Consider the following 23,393-nt stretch of genomic DNA (forward strand, 5'->3'; position numbering starts at 1 on the left):
GTCACCACGCAACATGGTGACTTTATTGTGTTGTATCCAGTAATTTTTTAACTCACAGCCTTACTTTGCTTTTTAGTTGTAACCAAATAGCCAATCAACGAAATAAGCGGCATGCCCGTTGCAACCAGTGCAATACCTGTCCACCCGCCCGCTTCATATAATGGGCTGGCAATAAGCGAGCCTACTGCGCCACCTACAAATATACTCGTCATGTAAATAGCGTTTAAACGCGCACGGCTTTGTGGCTCTAGTGCATACACTGCACGTTGACCCAATACCATATTGGCCTGCACAGCAAAATCAATAAACACACCGGTTAATGCCAATACTATAATGCCGTAAGGTAGCTCAAATAAGCTTGGTAAAAAGCACACTGCTGCAATTACTTTGGCCAGTAACGATACCTGATGTGTATAGCCCTTATCTGCCAAGCGACCAACAATAGGGGCTGCTACAGCACCTGCCGCACCCACTAATGCAAACAATGCTATTTCTGATTGCGATAAACCATACTCACGGGCAAGCACAACCGGTACGCTTGTCCAAAATAAACTGAACGATGCAAACATTAATGCTTGAAAAAGTGAACGTTGGCGCAGCACTGGTTGGCTTATCATTAACTGTTTAAGCGATTTTAATAACTTAAAATACGTTGTTTTATGGGTAGGTTGCCTGCTTGGAATAGCAAAATAAATTACGCCTGCAATAAACACCATACACCCTGCTGCAAAGTAAAATACAGCGCGCCAACCAAAGTGATCGGCTATTAAGCTCGATATAGGTCTTGCCAGCAAAATACCTAGCAACAGACCCGCCATAATATTGCCAAGAACCTGTCCGCGCTTCTCGTCAGACGATAAATGCGCAGCAAGCGGAATAAGCACCTGAACAGAAACCGAGCTCATACCTATCATTAAACATAAAATAAGCATTACATTAGGTGAGTCAGCAAGTGCCGTACCCACTAAACTCAAAAACGACACAGCTAAAGTAATAAGCATTAAACGCTTATTTTCAATTAAGTCAGCTAATGGCACTAAAAAACACAACCCCAAAGCGTAGCCTATTTGTGTAAGCGATACGATAAGGCTAGCACTGTGCGCACTTAATCCAACTTCTGGGGCAAGCAACTCAATAATAGGTTGAGCGTAGTAAATATTGGCAACAATAAGACCGCAACACAAAGCAATAATAGTAACGAGTGTATTGCTAAGTGGTTGCGCTGAAACGCCTGTTTGGGTCATGTGTGTCTCTACTTTATAAAAATAATAAAACCCAACCAGCAAACGCGGGTTGGGTTTTTACAAAAAGCTTCGTTTTATTTTATTGGTGATGGCTGCCCATGTGGGCTTGAGCGTAAATACTGTTTAGGTGCAGTTACTGTAGCGCCAAGCTCTGCAGCTGCATGCCACGGCCAATGCGGGTTATATAAAATGCCACGCGCCAGCGCTACACCATCGGCTTGCTGCTCACTAATAATATCTTCGGCTTGCTGCGCCTGTGTAATTAAACCCACCGCTATAACAGGCATTTTAACCGCTTCTTTTATGGCTGTTGCAAACGGTACCTGAAAATTAGGTTTTACTGGTATTTGTTGCTCAGGACTTAAACCCGCAGTACTTACATGAATAAAGTCACAGCCGAGTTCATCAAGCGCTTTACTAAGCACTATCGATTGATCTAAATCCCAGCCGCCTTCAACCCAATCAGTTGCCGAAATACGCACACCTACCGCTTTTTCACTAGGAAATACCGCTCTTACCGCTTTAAACACATCAAGCAATAAACGCATTCTGCTTTCTAGGCTACCACCGTAGTTGTCATCGCGCTTGTTTGAAAGTGGCGACAAAAACTGGTGTAACAGGTAACCGTGCGCACCATGTAGCTCGATTAAATCAAGGCCGAGTTCATCAGCGCGTTTAGCTGCACTGACAAAGTCTTTAATTAATGAGTCTATGTCGTCTTGGCTCATTGCTTTTGGCACTGGGCTGCTATCGTCGTACGCAACTGCCGAAGGTGCCACGGTTTGCCAGCCATTTACGTCATCAGGTGCAATAGCGCCAATATCTTCCCACGGCTTACCTGTAGAGGCTTTGCGCCCAGCATGTGCCAACTGAATACCAATAGGCATAGGGCTATATTGCCTTACTGCTTTTAGGCTTTTGCCTAGGGCTTGCTGGGTTTCGTTATTCCAAAGCCCTAAATCGCCGTAGCTAATACGCCCTTCTGGGTTTACTGCTGTTGCTTCTAAAATTAGCAATCCTGCACCACTTAAACTCAATTGGCCCAAATGAATAGTGTGCCAATCGCTAGCAGCGCCATTGTTTGCTGAGTACTGGCACATGGGTGCAATAATAATACGGTTATCTAACGTTACTTGCCCAAGTGATAAAGGCGAAAATAGTTGGCTCATTGTTAATCCTTAAAAACACGCACAAAAAAGTGCGGACAAAACAAAAAAGAGTATACGAAGCGGCAATCAAACACGCTCACTCAATAACTTACACAGTTACTTATAAATACGACTACCACTCTTAATGGGGATAAAAACACACTTTAATAGTGCTGATAAAAGCATAACTAATGACATTATAAACTATCAATTTTAATGTAATAATTTGTTTAACGAACACGTCATAAAGCCATCTTTAAAAAATGAATGACTATTTACCTTTAAACAAGGGTGTGATTTTTAACCTAACTGTACCTAATAGCACTAAGCTATTGCTTATATTGCCTATTAACTAAATAAAAACCCACATACAAACCATATTTATTCTATAAAAGTGAATTAAAATTCAATTTAAATATTCCCAGCTACTTCACTCCCTGATAAACTGCTTAACTTAATTTACTAATGTAAAACATTTGAACTGGGGATCACTTTTTATGTTTAAACCAAGCTTTTTAACCTTGGCTATTTCGAGCGCTGTTTCTAGCGTATTTTTATTGCCTAATGCCGCACTTGCTCAAGAAGAAGTTGCAGCTAAAAACAAATCACTCGAAGTAATCGAAGTTACAGCAACAAGGCGCAGCGGCTCTGTGCAAAATGCACCGCTAAATATTACCGCCCTTGATGCAGATATTATGAAAGATCAAAATATCAATGAGCTTGCGGATGTAGCACGCTGGGTACCTGGTTTAACAATTACCGATCAAGGTGGTCGCTCTGGATCACCTATTATTGTTCGTGGTTTAAATACTAATTCATCTGGTCCATCGTCAGATGGCGGCACGGTATCTACTTATATAAACGAAATTCCAGTTTCGGTAGATATGCGCCTAGTAGATATTGAGCGTGTTGAAGTATTAATTGGGCCACAAGGCACGCTTTATGGTGCAGGCACATTGGGCGGTGCAATTCGCTACATGCTTAAACAGCCTGAGCTTGATTTTACATCGCTTGAAGTTTACGGCGACCTATTTCAAACAAAAGAAAGTGACTCTTTAGGCGGCGAAGGCGGTTTTATATTTAACCTTCCTATTATCGAAGATAAATTAGCAGTACGCGCCAGCTTAAACGTATATGAAGATCCGGGTTTTATCGATTACGGCTACGTAGTACGCGAGCCAGGCGTATCACTGCCAGATCCAGATTGGAGCGATAGCTCAGCAGTTAATAACAACCTTAAAAATGTAAAAGACGCCAACGGCGAAACCACCACTACAGGTCGTATTTCTGTTCGCTTTAAACCAAATGAATCGTTTGAAGGTACGCTTAACTACTTTTACCAAAACCAAGACAGCGAAGGTCGCTCGATTGTTCATTACAACAGCCTTAATGCAAACAACGGTTTAAGCGACGTAATAGGTAAATACGAATCAGCTTATCGCTTTGAAGAGCCTCGCGAGAAAAAAGATCAATTACTAAGCCTCGAACTAAAAGCCGACCTAGGTTTTGCAGAGCTAGTATCGGCAACCGGTATTTCGAGCTTTGATGCCGACGGTCAACGCGATCAAACAGACTTACTTATTCGTCTTGATTACGGCTATGAAGAATTTCCTTCGTTTTCAACGTTTACCCGTGAAATAGACGAAGAAGATACCTTCACTCAAGAAATTCGCTTAGTGTCGCAAGGCGACAGCGACTTTAACTGGATTGTGGGTGGCTTTTACAACAAAACAGAAACCGAAGCATCAAGCAGAGAGTTTACGCCTGGGTTTGACCAATTCGCTATCGATAACTTTGGTGGCGAGCAGCTAAGACCTGACTCATTAGAATACTTAGAGCTTACAAAAAGTACCGTCACTGAGTCTGCACTATTTGGTGAAGTTGGCTACCAAGTTACCGACAAATTAGATGTGACCATTGGTGCCCGTTTTTACAAATACGATATAGAGTCGCAAGCGGCTTTTGACTTCCCGCTAGCCAATACACTGTATGGTGGCGCAGATCCTGATGCGATCACTGTTGAATACGAGAAAGATGAGGCTGACGATAACGGTAACTTATTTAAATTTAATGCTAAATACCAGTTTACTGACTCTGTAATGGGCTATGTAACAGTAAGTGAAGGTTTCAGAATTGGCGGCTCAAACGGTTTAGTGTCTTGTCCTGATCCAATTGTTGAGGATCAACAAACAGGCTGTGGCAAACCTGACGAATTACTATATGAAGCCGACACCACAACAAACTACGAGCTAGGCTTTAAAAGTACATGGTTTAGAAGCCAACTACACTTTAACGCCGCGTTATTTAACGTAGATTGGGATGATGCACAAATTACGGGCGCTACGGATATAGGCCAATTAACATATATTTCAAACGCAGGCAGCGCTAATGCAAAAGGGGTTGAAATATCAACTCGTGCAATTTTATCTGACTCGTTCTCGGTTTATGCAACTTATGCCTACACAAAAGCAGAGCTAACATCAGACGCACCATTTTTGTTTAATGCCGATGGTACCGGTGGCGCAGAAGATGGCGACCGTTTACCAGGCTCACCTGAAAACCAATTTTCGATGGGTGTAAACTATCAAACAGACGTGTTTAACGACAAAACGCTTGATATTAACTACGGTTTAACTGCGCAAAGCGACGTGCTTTCAAGAGTAGGGCTTCGTGATAACGGCGAAACACTACCAGGTTACAGCTTAAGTAATATATCAGCTAAATTAACAGCTGATGCATGGTCAACTACCCTGTATGTTGATAACCTATTCAACAAATACGCGGTTACCTCAGTGCGTCGCTCTGATGAAGACATAACATCAGCTAATGGCGCCGACATACAACGAAACTACGGCCATTATATTAACCGCCCAATTACGGTAGGTGTTAAATTTAACTACAAATTTGAAATATAATTTAAGCGACTTTTAAACAGTCTCACTTTTTAAACACTGTTTTAAGGCTCAAATTTATTTGAGCCTTTTTATTTTCTTTTTACAAAATAATAATTAATAAAAACCATGCAGCCAAATTTAAAGCAACTTCATCAAAGCGCAATACACTCCCTAAACCAAGGTAAAATAGAGCAAGCACACAAAGCCCTAGTGGAGTTAGTTACACTCAAACCAGACTTTGCTGATGGGTATTTCTTGCTTGCCATGGTTAATTTAACTGTTGGGCAAATACACAAAGCAATAAAGCTCATCGAAAAAGCTCTTACCCTTGGCCAAAGTATTGAATACACCGCGCAACTTGCTAAATGTTACGCACTTACTGGCGAATTACAAAAAGCAAAAAACACCGCACTATCGGTGCCATTAAAACAAATAACTAAAGCCCTTGATGCCGACACACTTGGCGTTGCACTTACTCAAGCAGGCATTCACGAGCAAGCACTTAACTACTTTGAGCGCGCTATTACACTGGCTACAGCGGCTAACAAAGCTCAACCCCCGTTTTATTATAACTACGGCGTAAGCGCTAAGTTTTTAGGGCTATTTGAAAAAGCCCAACACGCTTTTGAAAATGCCATAGCGCTTAACCCGCTGCACCATCAAAGTCATTTTGCGTTAAGTGATTTAACTAAAGTAAGTAAGCAAAACAATCATATTAAGCGCTTAAAAAATGTATTTGAGCAAGTAACACACCCCGATGCAAAACTGCATATAGGCCATGCTTTAGCAAAAGAGTATCAAGATATTGGTGAATTTTCAGAGGCTTTCAACGCGTTAGAGCAAGGTAAAGTAGCAAAACGTACTGTGCAGCCGTTTGATCATAAAAGCTCAACTGAGTTATTTGAACATATTAAACTCTTAAGTGAACAGCACACACAAGCGCTGACACAAGGTAACCCAACGGCCGAACCTATTTTTGTATTGGGCATGCCCCGCTCTGGCACCACATTAGTTGAGCGTATTTTATCGAGCCACAGCGACGTGCAATCAGCCGGTGAATTACAAGACTTTGGCCTAAGTGTTAAAAAGCTAAGCCAAACACAAACACCCCATGTGCTTGACACTCAAACACTCAGTAAAGCCTACGAGCTTGATTTTAATCAGCTTGGGTCAACCTATTTAAACGCAACACGCGTAATAACAGGCAGCCATAAACACTTTATTGATAAGCTCCCGTTTAACTTTTTTTATATCGACTTAATAACCAAAGCACTGCCAAACGCCAAAATAATTTGCATGCTGCGCGACCCAATGGACACCTGTATTGGTAACTACCGCCAGCTATTTACTATAAATAACCCCTACTACGCGTACTCGCTCAACCTACTCGACACCGCTAAATTTTACAGTCGTTTTTACAAACTAATGCAGCACTTCAGCGCCCTGCACAGCAATATAAAATTAGTAAAATACGAAGAATTAGTCGCACAGCCCGAGCAACAAATTAAAGAGTTAGTCAGCTTTTGTAACCTAGATTGGCAGGAGCAATGTATAGACTTTCACTTAAACACCGCACCGGTCTCTACCGCCAGTAAAGTACAAGTACGCGAACCACTTAACAATAAAGCAATCGGCCGTTGGAAGGCGTTTAAGCCACATACAGATAAAGCAGTGGAGTACCTTTTAAAGCAAGGTATTAGTATTGAATAAACGCTTTATTTTACCGGTGAGAGACGCCAAATAAGCGGCTTTGTGTAAGTGTAGGTCGGATAAGCGAAGCGCCATCCGACACATTAAAATACCTTACCAATTATTATCAACATTTTATGTTGTCGAGTGGTTGGAGAGTGGCCATAAGCGGACCTTCATTATTCAGTCAATTCAAGAGGAAAAGACCAGGTTATACATACAGGTACTGCCCCAGTATGAAAAGTTCACTTTCGGGCAATTAAACCGTGTATTGACGTTTACACAACTCACATTTTTATCCAACGTGCTGGCCACTTTGTCCCGTCTAAGAGCGCAGCGGGACAAGAGATACGCGCCAATTTTATTTGACTATTAACACTGGGCAATCAGCTTTATTGGCGATCGTTTCTGCAACGTTAACATTCAAAAAATGAGAAAGTCCGGTTCTTCCATGACTGGCAATTACCACCATGCCTATATCACCGCTATTAGTCTCATCTAAAATCTCATTAATGGCATCACCATGTCGAATAACCGTTTCAATCTTTAAATCAGTATTCAACTGACCTAATAACTCATGCATTTTACTCGCCGCAGCGTCTTCCATATTTTTAGCTAACTCTTGGGGAGTTATCGCGAGGATCATATAGTTCTCATTATCTGAAGGCTGATCAACAATGTGTAAAATACGAATGCCTACTTGATATAAATTCGCCATTTCAATGGCATATTGCAAAGCATGTGATGCAGTATCAGAAAAATCCGTAGGCCATAAAATATTACCTGTTCGCATATTATTCTCCTTCACAATCTAAAATCATATTTTTCAATGATATTACCAACTCCATAAGAATAGACTCGGCTCCATCTCAGCAAGTTAAGTGTAGTGAGTATTAAAAGGTTATCTATTGATTACGATCAATAAATAACAATAAGGCACTAAAAGTAACAATACCTCATCAATTTATGCTTATTGATTAGGCTGTGATTGCGGGGTTTATTAATCTGGTTGTCGTTGTTGTTTCTTTTATAAGGTAATCAATATTTGGAATAATTGGGGCTGACAGTCAGTTTTTCGCTCACAGTTGAACTTCACAAAAGTGCCATAAGCAGTCATTGGTAACGCCCGTATATAGAGCTTAAAATTCTGGCGATAAGAAGCGCAAGCCAAACTGTTTGCCTTCTTTGTTATTTGCCTGCAACTCCATATTCTCTTTGCACTATTTCTTGTGCAAGTGCTGCAGCTTCCGCATAAGTCGCAAACTCTTGTTTGTAGAAATAGAAAAGCGCGACATTATATTGCGCTAACTCTATAAATATAAAGTTATTAGTAGAGTGAAAAAAATGAAAGTGAGGGTTCGTTGTACTTAGAATGCAAAGGGAATTATGCTTTATTACCTTTGACTTTAAAGCAAGTGTTTTTAGAGCGTTTCGTAAGTTAGAGAACACTTTTGATGGACTCTGATCCAGAGAGCCTTGAAACATTGCAATTGGCATTTTGCCAATATAGGGAATATATTCTACACCTTGTACTTTATTCAAATTTCTACGCAAATTTAGTACATGAAATTTGTATTCGATAATCTCAAGCCAAAGAATTATTTTATTTATTTCATCATTAATAAAATATTCATCTCGAAGATCAACGTAATTGAATTTATGGGTCAGAAATCTTTCCAACTCGCCAAGAATACTATTATTGCAGTTTTTACATGCAGGCACTGTGGCCTTATTATAAGTTTGAGCGTTCTTATTAATCGTTGTGATAAAAGTTCGTTTTGTGCAACGTTCATAAACCCACTGTGGAATAACATGCTCTCTAGTTAGATTATCAGTCTCACCACAAAAAACGCATATATTTATTGAGTGCTCATCAATGATTGAAGTGATTACTTTTGTTTGATTTGCTCTTATCTTCTTTCGAAACTCAACAAGTTTCTTATTTAGACTCATAGTTGACCTTTTATTCCTTGGCACATAACGCTCCACCACCTGAATTTTGGGTACGAAGCGAGTGAAATTAAGGTGATGGAGCGGCTTGTTATAGGTTTACCACTACTCACGTAACAACCTCGACCATTTCGGTGTAATGAACTTCATCAACTTCATGAAGCCAAGTGAAAATATCTTCAATCACATTTTGACTTTCTCCAAGAAGGTTTTCTGAAGAATCTTCATTAATTTCAATAACAGCACTATGAGAATACTTATTTATAAACCTATAAATTTTTTCTTTTGTTACTTCATCTGTGATTTCACAGCCATTCAAGCCGCAGGCCATAAGTTGGGCTATATCGCTTCGATGTTTTGGAAACTTAAAACTAAAAAATGATTCAAGCAATTTTCTAGCTAGGTTGGCAGTCAAAAATGCTTCGTCGCGTGATAATACAGAATTACCCTTGAATGCATATAATTTTGAAAATATATAGTGATATTCTGAATTGTACTTTACTAAACTGGAATCAGAATTTTTAAAAGTGGAGTGACGTGGCATGGATGTAGATGCTTCAATTGTGTAATAGAATGCAATTTCAGGTTTCTGCTTACTTCTTTTTTTACGGTTCTTGCCCTCAAACCAATCACGCACTAATTTGAAGTAAGTAAAATTATGGGTAAGCACAAACAACTGTTTTGCTTTATCACAATGACTACGAAGGAATGAATACGCATGGAAAAGGTGATTCGAATCAAAGCTTGATACCGGATCATCTACGACAACAATAGTATTTTCCATTTTGTTGTCGTTTTCATTTAGTTTTGTAATGAAATAAACAAACGCTATTGCTGTTTTTTCTCCCTCACTTAAATTCCCCTCTACTAGGTCAGAATCGTTCCTAAATATTTCATAACCTTTATTTGATACATTAAAGCGAAGAGTTAATTCACTACGGCCAAGGAATTTGTGAAGTGATTCGTTAAACTGCTCAGCTCCAAGACCTTCATTTGAAAGTGAATTTTCAAGCTTCAGAATTTCAGAATTAAGGCTGTTTATTTCTGTTTTTAGCGTAGTGTTTTCAGCTGTTCGACGGGTAATTTCCTTTTTCTTTTCATGGTAGCCAAAGTCCTTAACCTCAGTAGTAGCATAGTGAAGCTCAAGTTTTTTCTTAGATTTTTTTGTTTCTATTTCGAAATTACCTGACTTATGGTTGTGCTTTCCAACAACATTACCAATAACGGTCATTGCATCATTAAATGCCGTTATAGACGATTCATTGATGATATTAACGATTAACCCTGTTTCTAGCGGATTAACAGTCTTTTCCTTTAGAGTACTATGCCATGTTGCAATCTCCTCGTTCAACGTGACTATAGCTTTTTTCAACGCTGAACAAGAGTCAATGTATTCCTTTTTAAATTCTTCGTAGAAATCACTTGGACTGGGAAGTACTGGTGATTGAACATATTGATTGGCAAGCCATCCATCAGCTCTAACAAGTCGGTCTTGAAAAGCTTTGTAGTCATCATTGAAATGAGCTTCAAGTTGTTTAATTCTTACTTCAGTGATCGGATTACCACAAAATTCACACTCGTTCGTATCATGGCGCTTATGAAGATCAAGACCAGTTTCAATCCAAGACCTTACGTCACGATGGTTAACAAGCCTTTGAATGGTTTCACTAACCACGCTGGTTTTTAAGAGATCTTCAAGATGCTCTTTAGCTTTGCTGAAAGTTTCCTGATTGATAGTTTGCGGTGTGAAGGTGATAGTACTCCTTTTATCTGGCTTAGCCGCATTGGTTAATTCAATAATCTTTTCGTCATCTAAAAGCGGGTCGTCTGTCTTGGTGGTTTCATAGTTCCCAGTAATAAATGCTTCAAACTTTCGCTTATCATAGTTCAGATAATAGCTATCAGTGGTGTCTATCGACTGAAGGCTAGTTTTCATGTGTCTTGCGCTACTAGTTCCAAATTTTGAGACAGTTGTATCCAGCTTCTTAATTGCTTCAGCTTCTTTGCTATGCACTTCAGAATCAGTTTTTTTCTTCTTTTTTAGTTTCTCTAGTTTTTTACGTTCTTCAATTTTTTCTTTATCTACAAGTAAAATGCTCTTAACAAGACTATTCCATGAGATATTTTCATCAATAAAATCTTGGTTAAAGGTGTACACGTTTAGGTTAGATGCGGCAATATTCGCTTGTGTAATCGCGGTCTCGCCGTTAAGTGAAACTGAAAATTCTGAGGAAGGAAACCTTATCGAATGAGCTTTATTTTCGATGCATCTGAATACACCAGAAAGAGTTGATTTACCGCTACCGTTCCAACCATAGAACAAGTTGTATTTTCCGAAATCTTTGGCATTTGCATTAGTATGATTCTGAAATATACCGAACTGCTTTAGCTTTTGTATATTCTTTATTGACATAACATCCTTGCTCTTAAAGTCGTTCACTATTCAAATTGTGTAATAATAGCTTATCAGAGGGCGTTCCCCATATTTTTACGCGAAAATGTCCTTATTTTATAAGCTTCTATTAATAGCAAATAGTATAAGTTATTGCCAATTATAAATATTATGCTTGGGTTAAGTTATTATATAAAAAAGAGGGAGACTTCAAATGGTATCACTTGAGTAGTAGCGACTTATATAAGCACAATTATCAATGATCGCTTATCGCTCACAGCCGACTAATGAATACATGCAATTTGCAGATACTCAATACTTTAAAACCTTTGCTATATTACCAAGCTGAAGAGTAACTCCAACAGCACACTATTTTGCTGTTATTGGAGATTGTTATTCTGTTTTTAAAACCACACCTTTCGATTGGGCAAATATTACTAGCGAAAATACTATTTCGGTTATCCCGCCAATAAAGGCGCCGATTACAAAATTGGCATTTAATACAATACATGCCAGAAAACATAAGCGAAGCACCTAAAATCCAGTAGATTTTCATGCCATATAAAGTGTTGAAAACTAAATAGCGAACACCAATTATCATCAGCATTATTGAATAAAACCATTCAGCTTGAAATTTTGCTACATAAAATGCTAAAAACAAACCAACAAATAAAATAATAGTGCTTTCTAAGGCCAATTTACCTAATGGATTTTTAGGGTCGTGATTGCCTGAGCGTTTAAGCGCTTTTGAAAGCAACATGGCTAAAGGATGTAAAAATGCCACCAAAAAACAAAGTAAGCATACTCGATTGATTTGAATGCAGTAGTGCGACAAAGCCAGCTATACACCAGACCAAGCCAGATACTAATACACCGGTTCCACCACCGAAGTATGCGAGGTTCATATTTTGTTGCGCATCTTCAAACTTCATAAAATCCTTAATTTTAGAAATATCCTTAATTTAATATTACTGTATCGTTATTAGTTACAAATCGTTACTCGAATACACACTTAAAATAGGGAATTTATAATCAGTAAACGAGACTGTTACCGATTGTGTTTCACTACCTTTGAAACCGAGTTTAAATTCCATTGGCATGAATCGGCTGCCGTCGGCAAAAAGTGCAAGTATGTGTTCCTCGCCTAATTCGCGATTGCCCGACGATAAGTTAGTTAGTGTTATAACAGCCCAGCGTTCGCCCTCTTCATTGCTCATTAATACATAATTAACGATTTTAAAATCCCCTTTTTTAGGGGTTATGTTGCTATCGTTTGCAAACGATAAGTGCATGCTATTTGGTACTGCACGGTCAACATTTAGCGCTTTGATAGAGTCGGCTTGGGTTGACCACGAAAGCATCAACAAAATGATCACGAAGGCTTTATTCACTGTTAGTTCCTTTTTATTACCTAGTAAATTACCTAATAAATCACCTAGTAAATTGCGTAATAAATTACATAACAATAACTGTTTAAATTATATTCGCATTCCATACCCATTGTGTAAACAAACAATCATCGCCATTTTATACAGCGCTTTGGCTGCCCCACTACAGACTAAGCGCTCATTCAGTGTGCTTGCGCTACTTTAGGGTAATAACGAGCGATAAGAGTAAATAATTCAAAGCTAACCTAAAGTAAAAAGCGCGATTAAACAGGAGTATAAACGTATGGCAAGCACACATAAAAACTCAACAATGGATTTATCTGATCCCAGTAATAGCATTCAAGTAAGAGGGGCACGCGTTCACAACTTAAAAAATGTAGACGTTGATTTACCTCGTAACGCATTGGTTGTTTTTACAGGAATATCGGGCTCTGGAAAATCGTCGCTTGCGTTTGGAACGCTGTTTGCTGAGTCGCAGCACCGTTACCTTGATTCGGTATCGCCATACGCCCGTAGGTTAATTGATCAAGTTGATGAGCCCGATGTTGACTCTATTGAAGGGCTACCGCCTGCCGTTGCTTTGCAGCAGCAACGCGGGGCACCGTCGGTTCGCTCATCAGTTGGTAGCATAACAACTATTTCTAACGCGCTACGCATGCTTTACTCTCGTGCTGGCGATTACCCAGCTGGGCAGAGTATTTTGTATGCCGATGCGTTTTCGCCAAATACACCACAAGGTGCGTGCCCAGAATGCTCAGGAATAGGCCGAGTGTTTGAAGTAACCGAAAAGCTACTTGTGCCAGATGATACAAAAACTATTCGCCAGCGCGCCATAGCCGCATGGCCACCAGCATGGCAAGGTAAAAATTTAAGCCGAATTCTTACTTCCCTTGGTTATGACATAGACACGCCTTGGAACAAACTTTCTAAAAAAGCACGCGATTGGATTTTATTTACCGACGAAACACCTACTGTGCCTGTATATCCAGATTACACCTATGAGCAAACACAAAATGCGATAAAAAATAGCGAAGATCCAAGCTACATGGGAACTTTTTCAAGCGCTAAACGCTTTGTTTTACAGTCTTTTACTACTACCCAAAGCCCGCGTACAAAAAAGCGCGTATCGCAGTTTATGCAAATATCGCAGTGCCCTACTTGCCAAGGTAAAAAATTAAAACAAGCATCGTTAAGTGTTAAATTTGCAGGGCTCGATATTGGCGAGCTATCTCAACTTACATTAAACGAGCTTGCTAAAAAGCTAAGTAACGCCGCTAATACCAAAGTAAATAAAAATACAAAGAAACCAGAACAAGCCATGGTTACGCAGCGCATTGCCAGCGATATTCTCACCCGTATTGAAGCACTAACCATGCTTGGTTTAGGATACTTGTCGCTTGAGCGCACAACGCCAACGCTCTCACCCGGAGAGCTACAACGGTTGCGACTTGCCACACAAATTCGCTCTAAATTATTTGGGGTAGTTTACGTGTTAGATGAACCTTCAGCGGGTTTACACCCTGCAGACACACATGCACTTTTAAAAGCGCTTGATGAGCTAATAGCGGCTGGCAATTCTGTATTTGTTGTTGAGCACGATGTTAACGTTGTTAAACATGCTGATTGGATTGTTGATGTAGGCCCTGATGCAGGTGTGCATGGTGGCGACATTATTTACAGCGGCCCTGTTGAAGGGTTAAAAAAAATAAAAAATTCGCACACCGGTCGTCACCTTTTTGCTAAAAACGCCAGTCAAGAGTCTACTCGAAACAGCGCACAAAAAAAGGATCAAAGGCAGCCTAGTGCGTGGTTAAAATTGGCTGATATTGAGCGTAACAACCTTAAAAAACTCAATGCAGAATTTCCACTGGGTGTTATGACAACCGTTACTGGGGTTTCGGGCTCTGGTAAATCAAGCTTAGTAAGCCAAGCGTTAGTAGATCTTGTTTACGAAGCGCTCGGGCAAAAAGTAGTAACACAAGCGCCAACCGACGAAGCCGACCTACTCGAACAAGAGCTGCAAACACACACCAGCGGACAAATTATTGAAGGTATAAATAATATAAGCCGCCTGATTACCGTCAATCAAAAAGCGATTGGCCGTACCCCTCGTTCAAATTTAGCTACCTACACGGGTTTGTTTGATCACGTGCGTAAACTATTTGCTTCAACCCAAAAAGCAAAAGAGCGCCGTTATGATGCTGGTCGCTTTTCGTTTAATGTTGCTAAGGGTCGCTGTAAAAACTGTGAAGGCGTTGGCTTTGTAAGTATAGAGCTACTGTTTTTACCAAGCGTTTATTCACCTTGCCAAGTGTGTCATGGCAAGCGTTATAACGAGCAAACACTAGAGGTTACATATCGTGATAAAAACATAAGCGATATCCTCAATTTAACGGTTGAATCGGCGCATACCTTTTTTGAAAACGAACCTGCAATACTACGAGCACTAGATGCACTTATGCAAGTAGGTCTTGGGTATTTGCGTTTAGGACAACCTGCCACTGAGCTTTCTGGCGGTGAAGCGCAGCGTATTAAATTAGCAACCGAGCTTCAACGTGCGCAGCGCGGTAACACACTTTATGTTCTTGATGAGCCAACGACAGGCCTGCACCCATCGGATGTATCAATGCTGATGTCGCAGTTAAATAAATTAGTAGATGCTGGCAATACCGTCATTATGGTTGAACACGATATGCAAGTAGCCCGCAATAGTGACTGGGTAATTGATGTAGGCCCTGGTGCTGGTGAAGAAGGCGGCTTAATTGTAGGGCAAGGGAAACCTACAGATGTAGCTCAATCTAAAATAAGCCGAACAGCACCTTTTTTGAATGGCGCAATTTAAAGAGCAGGTAAACACTAAATAACAAAAAAGAGCCAATGGCTCTTTTTTTTATTAGCTTTTTAAAAAGCGTTCTATTTTAGGTTTTACCGTAACCGACATTATCAGCATTATAGTTAAAACTATTGGTAATGCGGCTAATAACCCTTCAGCCCATCCAGTTACAAATACACGCATATCTGCATAGCCAATATTATTAGTAGCGGTAACAAACGCCATCACCGACTCCATGATCAGCGCCATAAAAACACTAATAACTAAGTTACGTTTTAGCTCGCTACTAGGGCGTGTTTATCTTTGTAGATTGAAATTTGTTCAATCTAGGGGCGATTAAATCACGGCGCGAGGTTTGTAACCTAGTGGGCTAAGTCAAAACCGAGCAACAAAGAGTTAATCGTCCCTAGAAAGAACCCAATAGGCAGCGCATGTTTGGTATTTATGCTGCGTTATCGCCTATTTATGGGGAATAACCACACTACATAGGCTCTGCCTTGCCTAAAAACCAAACATACTGCTGCAAATTCAACCACCAAAGATCAACACGCCCTAGGTAATAACTTAGCAACTAGCTTGTGCATTAAGGTCATCATTAAAAAACCAATAGGCGCCATTACAAGTACTGCACTTATAAACGAGGTAAACCAGTCGGCATAAAAATGCTCTGTAACACCCACATTCACATAAGTCATAATGCCAGTTAGAGTACCGCCGATTAGAGTGATAATACTTACCATAACCAGTATTTTATAAATTACAGGTGTTTTTTTAGGCTCAACAATTACTGGATTTACTGATACGGGTGTACTCATTTTTGGGCATGCCTTAAGCGTTAAATAGATGATAAAATCAACTATAGCAAATTAATTGACAATATCAACTACTTTTTGAGCTAACCAATAATAAGCCAAATTCCAACTAACCCCATTAAGCTGCCAGCAATACGGTTCATCCATTTTATATTATCGCCACGGGCTAAAAATAAACGTAAGCTTTTACCGCCTGTTGCATAAGCCAACATGCTTAAAAACTCGGTGGTCATTATAACGCCAAGCAATACTAAAAGCTGAGGGGCTACTGCATGCTCAACACTTATAAAGGGCGGTAATAGTGAGATCATAAACGCCCACCCTTTAGGGTTAGCAATTGCGGTTACAAAACCTTGGGTAAATAACGACTTCCGACTTACGTCATTTGGTTTTGAGGTATCAACCGACATTTTGCCTTTGGCTCGCCACATGTTAACGCCAATATAAATTAAGTACGCACCGCCAACCCATTTTAAAATAGCGAACGCATCTGGGTAATTTAGCATTACGCTTGCAACGCCTAATACCGCAGCTATGGCAACACTTGCGACGCCTAACAGCTCACCTATCATCATCCATAATGTGCGGCGCACGCCAATACTCATACCGAGTGTCATGGCAAGGGTCATACACATACCTGGCGTTATCGACACAAAAAAGAAGGTAGGAATAAAAACCGCAAGTGCTGCTACATCAATCATTAATTTACTCTCATATTAAAAGCAAAAACGCGGCTATAAGTAGCCGCGCTGTTGCTTACTCATGTTTATTACTATTGCCCAGCACTTACCAAGGGTTCAGTAATAACCTCTACTGACTCTGCTGTATCATTTAACAAATACTTATCTAACCACTGTTCTTGTTCCCACAACACATGTAATAAGCTTTTACGCGCACGGTAACCATGTGCTTCATAAGGGAGCATTACTAAGCGGGCATCTTTACCTAAACCTTTTAGGGCTGCGTACATGCGCTCACTTTGCATTGGGAAAGTGCCTGAATTAGGATCTTCTTGACCGTGGATCATTAGCATTGGCTCATTGATTTTTTCAGCGTGAAAAAACGGCGACATATTAGCGTACACACTTTGTGCTTGCCAAAAATCACGCTCTTCTCCTTGAAAACCAAACGGCGTTAATGTGCGGTTATACGCGCCACTGCGGGCAATACCTGTTTTAAATAAATCGCTATGAGCCAATAAGTTAGCAACCATAAATGCACCATACGAGTGCCCTGCTATGGCAATTTTGTTTTTATCGGCAATGCCTTTTTTAACTAATACATCAACAGCTGCTTGCGCACTTGATACTAACTGCTTTCTAAAGTTATCGTTTGGCTCGCTGCCATCAATACCCACTATTGGCATTTTAGGGTCGTCAAACACGGCAATCCCTTTGGCAAGGTAAGGCATTGGGCCCCAATAACCAATGTAAGTAAATGCATACGGCGACTCACGAACTTGTGATGCTACGGCTTTATCTTTGTATTCGAGTGGATAAGCCCACATAAGTACCGGTAACGGCCCTTGTGTTTTATCGTACCCTGGTGGTAAATAAAGCGTACCCGAAAGCTCAACACCGTCGTCGCGTTTATAACGTAATTGCTCTTTAGTTACGCCTTTAAATGCAGGGTACGGGTGCTCAAATGTCGTTAATTGCGTTAGCGTGTCGTTATCTAAATCACGTATAAAAAAGTTAGGTTGCTCAGTTTTAGATTCGCGAATAGTAATAAATCGCTCACCTTCGTCGTCAAGCAGAGCGCGTACACGCTCGTAGTATGGCGCTTCTGATTGCCATAAACGCTTGCTGCTATTTGTTTTAACATCGTATTGGTCTAAAAACGGGATATTACCTTGCTCTGAAGCTCCATTACCGCGCAGGTAAATATAACGCCCGCCTACAATTTTAATTACGTTTGCGCCTAAATCGTTGCGCTCGTAAATTGCATTACCAGGGTCTTTATACGCGTCGTTGTAACTACGCTCTGAAAATAAAACGCGGTTTCTGTCAGCATTTCGAGGTTGTACAACAAAGGTCCGTACTTGGCGATCGCTAAAGCGCCAGTCTGTCAGCATTGCTACGTTTTCGTTACCCCATTCAATACCAGAATAACGGCGTTCTACTTTGGCAAATAATTTAGGCTCGCGTTTAAATGGTGCACGTAAGCTGTAAACATAATCATGATGCTCAACGTCGGTTTTCATGTCGCCGCCATCTTGCGCCTCGGCCCAAATGACTTCAGCACCTTGATCGGCTCGCCATTCAAAATTACGGCGGCCAGTGCGTACACTGTCGTAACCTTGTGGAATGTTATCGGCAAGTGGCTGTTTTGCCAGCTCTGCTAATGCATAGCCGCGCATGCCCCATATTTGCCACGTGCTTGCAAAGCGGCTGTAAGGCACTTGATACGAAAACGGCTCATTAATACCGGCAACTAAAATATTGGTAGAATCAGGTGATACTGAAAACGATTTAAATAAAGAAGGGCTACCTATTGCTTGAGTATTGCCATCAAGCGTTACGTAAGCCAGCTGCCCTTGGCCGTAAAACTTAAATTGTGCTTCATCAAACGGGCTTGTTAATAAATTTTGATAAGTACGTGCTGGCGCTTTTTCACCAGTACTTTGTTGAATAACAGGCACTACATTTTGGCTGTTATTTTCAAGCCTTGGTTTACCAAAATTAACAGCAAGATTTGCAACAATGGCGCTGCTATCTGGCAGCCATTTATATGGTGAGGCAGTTAGTACCGAATTTAACGCAGCGCTTGAAAGCTCTTTTGCTTGTTTAGTTTCAACGCTGTAAAGCCATAAGTTGGCTTGGGTTGGTTGCTCAACAACAAAGGCTAAATATTTACTATTAGATGACCATTTAGGTGAGCGAATAATGCCATTAGGTAAGTTATTAATACTGATAACTGACCCGCTTTGAACATGCTTTAGCTCCACGGCACTAAATTTGGCACTCACACGAGAGCGCGAAAAATTAGCGGGGTTTAGCTTAATACCAGCAAGCTTAAGCTCTTCTTTTGCAAGTTCATCAAGGGTTACTACACGTTTGCGTTCAAAAAGCGCTAGCCACTGGCCATCGCTCGATAAGTAACTAGTGGGTGCTAACTTAGCGTCAACCAATGCTGCAAGTTCGGGTGAAGGGGTTTGATAGCCCTGCTCGGCGTAACTTGTTGGCACCAATGCCGCACAACAAATAAAGGCAACTAACAGCCTAAAAGCGCTCATGTTTTTATCCTTTTGTTATTTTTACTCTTATAAGCGTATATAAACACGTTTTGCTTTGTTCATAAAGTATTAAGGTAAGTTAAACACCTCTAAAAGATGACTTAATAGTGCTGATTAAGCTAAACTACAGCGCTATTTATTCACCACTGCGGTACTTAAAATACAATGCATAACAAAGCCAAATCAGTCACTATTTTTGATGTTGCAGAGCGTGCTGGTGTATCAAAATCAACCGTATCCTTGGTACTTACCCAAAGCGATAAAGTGGGCAATAAAAGTAAACAAAAAATACTCAAAGCGATTGATGAGCTAGGTTACGTTTATAATCGTGATGCCGCTGCTATGCGCTCAAAGCGCTCAAATTTAGTGGCCATAGTAATAAACGATTTAACTAACCCAGCTATGGCACACCTTGCTACCAGCCTACAACTTTTGTTAAACGACAACGGCCTACAAGCCATGATTGTAAGCAGTAATAATAGTCTTGAACTACAAGCAAACGCAGTTAAAAACTTAAAAGAATACAACGCTGCTGCATTTATTATTTGCCCCGTTGCTAATACTTGCTCCAAATGGCTTGATACGCTCAGCGCGCAACACAAAGTAATTACCGTAATGAGTGAAGTGCCTTTTAGCGCAGCTCCTTGTGTATTACCCGACTATAAAAAAGCCAGCCACGTAGCCAGTATGCATTTGCTCGCACAAGGCGTGACAAACATTGCATTTATAGGCAGTGAACTTACTTTAAATGATTCACAAGCACTACAAAGTGGCTTTAATACCGCTTGCGCGCAGCACAGCATTAATCCATTAGCCCCCATTCACTGCGCAGTAAACACAGCCCTTAGCGCTAAAAATGCATTTATAGAAGCATATAAACATAACCCAACATTAAACGCAGTGGTGTGTGCAAACGATATTATTGCTCAAGGTGTTATTGCCGCTATTAACTCATTAACACATCACTCTATTAAAGTAGTGAGTTGCCACCATATTCCTAATAGCGCGGTTATAAATAATCACTTAACCACCGTGGCTATAAGTACAACCGATATAGCCAAGCGGTGCCTTTTAATACTGCAAGAGCTACTACAAAATACAGCCCCGCCAGTAAAAACACTGGTAAATGTAAACTTACAAATTAGAGATTCTAGCCAATGAAAAAAGTGCTGGTAATTGGCTACGTATGGCCAGAGCCAAATTCGTCTGCTGCGGGAACGCACATGATGTCGTTATTAAATGCATTTAGAGCGCAAAACTGGGACGTTGAATTTGCAACGCCCGCGCAGCGCACCGATCACATGGTAAACCTTGACGACTTCGGCATAACCAGCCAAAGCATTGCATTAAACTGCGACAGCTTTGACGAATACGTTAAAGCCTATAATCCAGATATAGTCATGTTTGACCGTTTTATGATGGAAGAACAATTTGGCTGGCGCGTCGATAAGCATTGCCCACACGCAATTAAAATTCTCGATACCGAAGATTTACAGTGCCTACGTAATGCTCGCCACGAAGCGTTTAAAGGTGAGCGCGAGTTTACAACCAGCGATTTACATTCAGACATAGCAAAACGCGAAATTGCCGCTATTTTACGCTGCGACCTGAGCTTAATTATTTCAAGTTATGAAATGAGCCTGCTAAACAGCGTATTTAAAATAGAGCCAAGCTTATTACACCATTTACCGTTTATGGTTGATTTAAGCTCACGGCCTATAAGTACAAAAACGTTTGAGCAGCGCCAGCACTTTATGACAATAGGTAACTTTAGACACGCGCCAAACTGGGATGCTGTACTTTATTTACAAAAAATATGGCCACTTATTCGCAAGCAACTCCCAAAAGCAGAACTACATATTTATGGCTCTTACCCACCACCAAAAGCCACGGCACTTAATAACCCCAAAACCGGTTTTTTAATAAAAGGCTGGGCCGATAATGCGTTTGATGTAATGCAAAGTGCGCGTGTATGTTTAGCGCCACTGCGCTTTGGTGCAGGTATTAAAGGTAAATTGCTTGAAGCCATGATAATGCAAACACCCAGCGTTACCACTAACATTGGCGCAGAGGGCATGCATAACGATTTACCATGGCCTGGTAAAATAGCCAACACAGCCGATGACTTTGCCAACGCTGCCATTGAAATGCACAACAATCAAAGTGACTTTGAACAAGCGCAGCAAGATGGTAATACACTCCTTAATACGCTGTACGATAAAGCCCAATTAAGCGCAGCGTTAATTAAAAAAATTGATTCAATAAGTTGCGATTTAAGCGCTCATCGCGAAAAAAACTTCACAGGCCAAATGCTCAAACATCATACAATGCGCAGCACTCAATACATGTCGCAATGGATAGCTGAAAAAAATAAAAAATTAGATTAAAAATGACTAGACACACACCAATTAGTGTTTAAAATCGCGCCCATCAAACGTGGGCAGTTTTAGCTGTATTGTCTATATTTTTAGCTTAGTTATCGCAATATTTGGTCCAAAAAGATTTGAAAACTGCAACCTTTACAGAAAAACGCAAATTTATCGTTAAATTGGGTAAAATGCTTCACAAGTATGGCACCCCAGCCTACCGCCTAGAAGCCCACCTAATGGAAGTGGCTACTTACTTAGGACTTAAATCGTCATTTGTTATGTCGCCAACCTCTGTAACGTTTGTTATTTGGACCGATGGCCACGAAGATGAGTACACTCACGTTGCACGTGTAGACCCTGGCGATCACGATTTAGGCTCACTTGCCGACACCGACGACCTTGTAAACCAAATGCTTGACGACAAGCTAAGTTTACAAGAAGTTGATGCGCAGCTAGACGCAATTTTTGTGATGCCAAACCCATATAATAAATTAACAACGGGCGTTGCTTTTGCAACTTCTGGCGGTGCGTTTGCTATGCTAATGGGTACTAGCTGGACTGATGTTATTTGGTCATCGCTGCTTACTTTAGTCGTTTATGTGTTTGTGCTTTGGTCTGGTCGCTCAAAACGCGTAGCTCACATGCTTGAGCCATTAGTTGCCATAATATCAGCAGTACTTGCATGTGCAGTAAGCGTGTATATAACGCCTGAAATAAATATACGCTTGGTAGTACTTTCGGCCATTATTGTATTTATACCCGGTTTAGCACTTGCGCTTGGCTTAGCAGAGCTTGCAGCACGGCATTTAGTGTCGGGCACAGCAAGGGTAATGGACTCGTTTATGCTGTTGTTTAAACTGTATTTTGGTGGTTTCATTGGTATAGGTATTGGCTTTGCACTCTTTGGGCAAGCCGACTTTGTACAACCTGAGCCATTACCAAAATGGACCGCATGGCTGGCTATATTTTTACTTTGTAGCAGCTTAATCGTGATTTTTAGAACCAAACTTAAGCATGCGGTTTGGTCTATCGCATCAGGCTTTATAGCGTATGGCACTAGTATTGGCTCAGCTATGTATCTTGATTACACGTTAGGTACGTTTGTGGGTGCTTTATCGGTGGGTATATTTAGTAACTTGTTTAACCGCGTTGCTAATGCGCCAGCTTCTATTGTGGCCATGCAAGGCTTAATTGTATTAGTACCAGGTAGCAAAACCTATATTGGCTTAAACTCACTAATTGAAGGCCAAGACTTTATATACGCAGAACACATAGGCCAACAAACGTTTTTAATATTTATGTCGCTTGTTGCAGGACTAATATTTGCAAACGTCGCCCTACCGCCTAAAAAGAGTTTGTAAGTGATACTGAGCGCTCGCTTTACTTTGATTGAGTAAAGCGAGTGAAACGTTAAACTAAAACAACTACCAAGTAGCAAT

16 protein-coding genes and 1 pseudogene are annotated in these 23,393 nt (G+C 40.6%); 6 read left to right on the forward strand and 11 right to left on the reverse strand.

Features of this window, described 5'->3' with window-relative positions:
- Positions 1-47: 47 nt before the first annotated feature.
- A complete protein-coding gene (locus I6F43_RS02085; RefSeq protein WP_197100751.1) occupies positions 48-1,244 on the reverse strand; it encodes an MFS transporter in 1,197 nt (398 codons plus the stop codon).
- Positions 1,245-1,318: 74 nt separating this feature from the next.
- Positions 1,319-2,413 (reverse strand): NADH:flavin oxidoreductase/NADH oxidase, encoded by a 1,095-nt coding sequence (locus tag I6F43_RS02090; protein WP_197100753.1) that lies wholly within the window; start codon positions 2,411-2,413, stop codon positions 1,319-1,321.
- 476 nt (positions 2,414-2,889) lie between these two features.
- Here I6F43_RS02090 and I6F43_RS02095 point away from each other — a divergent pair, with 476 nt between their 5' ends.
- Both I6F43_RS02095 and I6F43_RS02100 read left to right on the forward strand, forming a co-directional pair.
- Entirely contained in the window at positions 2,890-5,307 is a 2,418-nt protein-coding gene (locus tag I6F43_RS02095; RefSeq protein WP_197100755.1) for a TonB-dependent receptor, read from the forward strand.
- 105 nt (positions 5,308-5,412) lie between these two features.
- Positions 5,413-6,996 carry a tetratricopeptide repeat-containing sulfotransferase family protein gene (locus tag I6F43_RS02100; RefSeq protein WP_197100757.1) on the forward strand — a complete coding sequence of 528 codons (1,584 nt, stop codon included), beginning with the start codon at positions 5,413-5,415 and terminating at the stop codon, positions 6,994-6,996.
- A gap of 340 nt (positions 6,997-7,336) precedes the next feature.
- On the opposite strand, the gene I6F43_RS02105 is transcribed toward I6F43_RS02100, so the two are convergent.
- The 5 genes and pseudogenes from I6F43_RS02105 to I6F43_RS02125 all read right to left on the reverse strand — a co-directional run bounded on the left by I6F43_RS02105 (position 7,337) and on the right by I6F43_RS02125 (position 12,708).
- Positions 7,337-7,768, reverse strand: coding sequence for a universal stress protein (locus I6F43_RS02105; protein ID WP_008165663.1), 432 nt, complete (start codon positions 7,766-7,768; stop codon positions 7,337-7,339).
- Between the two features lie 395 nt (positions 7,769-8,163).
- Complete coding sequence (locus I6F43_RS02110; protein WP_197100759.1) at positions 8,164-8,928, reverse strand: hypothetical protein; 765 nt, start codon at positions 8,926-8,928, stop codon at positions 8,164-8,166.
- Between the two features lie 106 nt (positions 8,929-9,034).
- Entirely contained in the window at positions 9,035-11,338 is a 2,304-nt protein-coding gene (locus tag I6F43_RS02115; protein ID WP_197100767.1) for an AAA family ATPase, read from the reverse strand.
- A gap of 316 nt (positions 11,339-11,654) precedes the next feature.
- Positions 11,655-12,249 (reverse strand): annotated as a pseudogene (locus tag I6F43_RS20300) (DUF7010 family protein).
- 54 nt (positions 12,250-12,303) lie between these two features.
- Complete coding sequence (locus I6F43_RS02125; protein WP_197100769.1) at positions 12,304-12,708, reverse strand: hypothetical protein; 405 nt, start codon at positions 12,706-12,708, stop codon at positions 12,304-12,306.
- A gap of 280 nt (positions 12,709-12,988) precedes the next feature.
- Between I6F43_RS02125 and uvrA the strand changes: the two genes are divergently transcribed.
- Entirely contained in the window at positions 12,989-15,547 is a 2,559-nt protein-coding gene (gene uvrA, locus I6F43_RS02130; protein WP_197100772.1) for an excinuclease ABC subunit UvrA, read from the forward strand.
- Positions 15,548-15,598: 51 nt separating this feature from the next.
- Here the strand turns inward: uvrA and I6F43_RS02135 are convergent, their stop codons facing one another.
- The 4 genes from I6F43_RS02135 to I6F43_RS02150 all read right to left on the reverse strand — a co-directional run bounded on the left by I6F43_RS02135 (position 15,599) and on the right by I6F43_RS02150 (position 19,585).
- Entirely contained in the window at positions 15,599-15,787 is a 189-nt protein-coding gene (locus tag I6F43_RS02135) for a DUF2798 domain-containing protein (RefSeq protein ID WP_231613991.1), read from the reverse strand.
- Positions 15,788-16,080: 293 nt separating this feature from the next.
- Positions 16,081-16,353, reverse strand: a complete 273-nt coding sequence (locus I6F43_RS02140) for a DUF2798 domain-containing protein (RefSeq protein WP_231613992.1) — start codon at positions 16,351-16,353, stop codon at positions 16,081-16,083.
- An 80-nt stretch (positions 16,354-16,433) separates the two neighbouring features.
- A complete protein-coding gene (locus I6F43_RS02145; RefSeq protein ID WP_197100773.1) occupies positions 16,434-17,051 on the reverse strand; it encodes a LysE family translocator in 618 nt (205 codons plus the stop codon).
- Positions 17,052-17,122: 71 nt separating this feature from the next.
- Positions 17,123-19,585: a S9 family peptidase gene (locus tag I6F43_RS02150; protein ID WP_197100774.1), complete on the reverse strand. Its 2,463-nt coding sequence runs from the start codon at positions 19,583-19,585 to the stop codon at positions 17,123-17,125.
- 165 nt (positions 19,586-19,750) lie between these two features.
- Between I6F43_RS02150 and I6F43_RS02155 the strand changes: the two genes are divergently transcribed.
- From I6F43_RS02155 to I6F43_RS02165, 3 genes are all read left to right on the forward strand, one after another.
- Positions 19,751-20,746, forward strand: a complete 996-nt coding sequence (locus I6F43_RS02155; protein WP_197100776.1) for a LacI family DNA-binding transcriptional regulator — start codon at positions 19,751-19,753, stop codon at positions 20,744-20,746.
- Entirely contained in the window at positions 20,743-21,972 is a 1,230-nt protein-coding gene (locus tag I6F43_RS02160; RefSeq protein ID WP_197100778.1) for a glycosyltransferase, read from the forward strand. Before I6F43_RS02155 ends, I6F43_RS02160 begins: the two co-directional genes overlap by 4 nt.
- Before the next feature lie 116 nt (positions 21,973-22,088).
- Complete coding sequence (locus tag I6F43_RS02165) at positions 22,089-23,315, forward strand: threonine/serine ThrE exporter family protein (protein WP_076924234.1); 1,227 nt, start codon at positions 22,089-22,091, stop codon at positions 23,313-23,315.
- Positions 23,316-23,393 lie beyond the last annotated feature (78 nt).

The sequence above is a fragment of the Pseudoalteromonas sp. NZS71_1 genome, from assembly GCF_015864305.1.
Taxonomy (GTDB): Bacteria; Pseudomonadota; Gammaproteobacteria; order Enterobacterales; family Alteromonadaceae; genus Pseudoalteromonas; species Pseudoalteromonas arctica.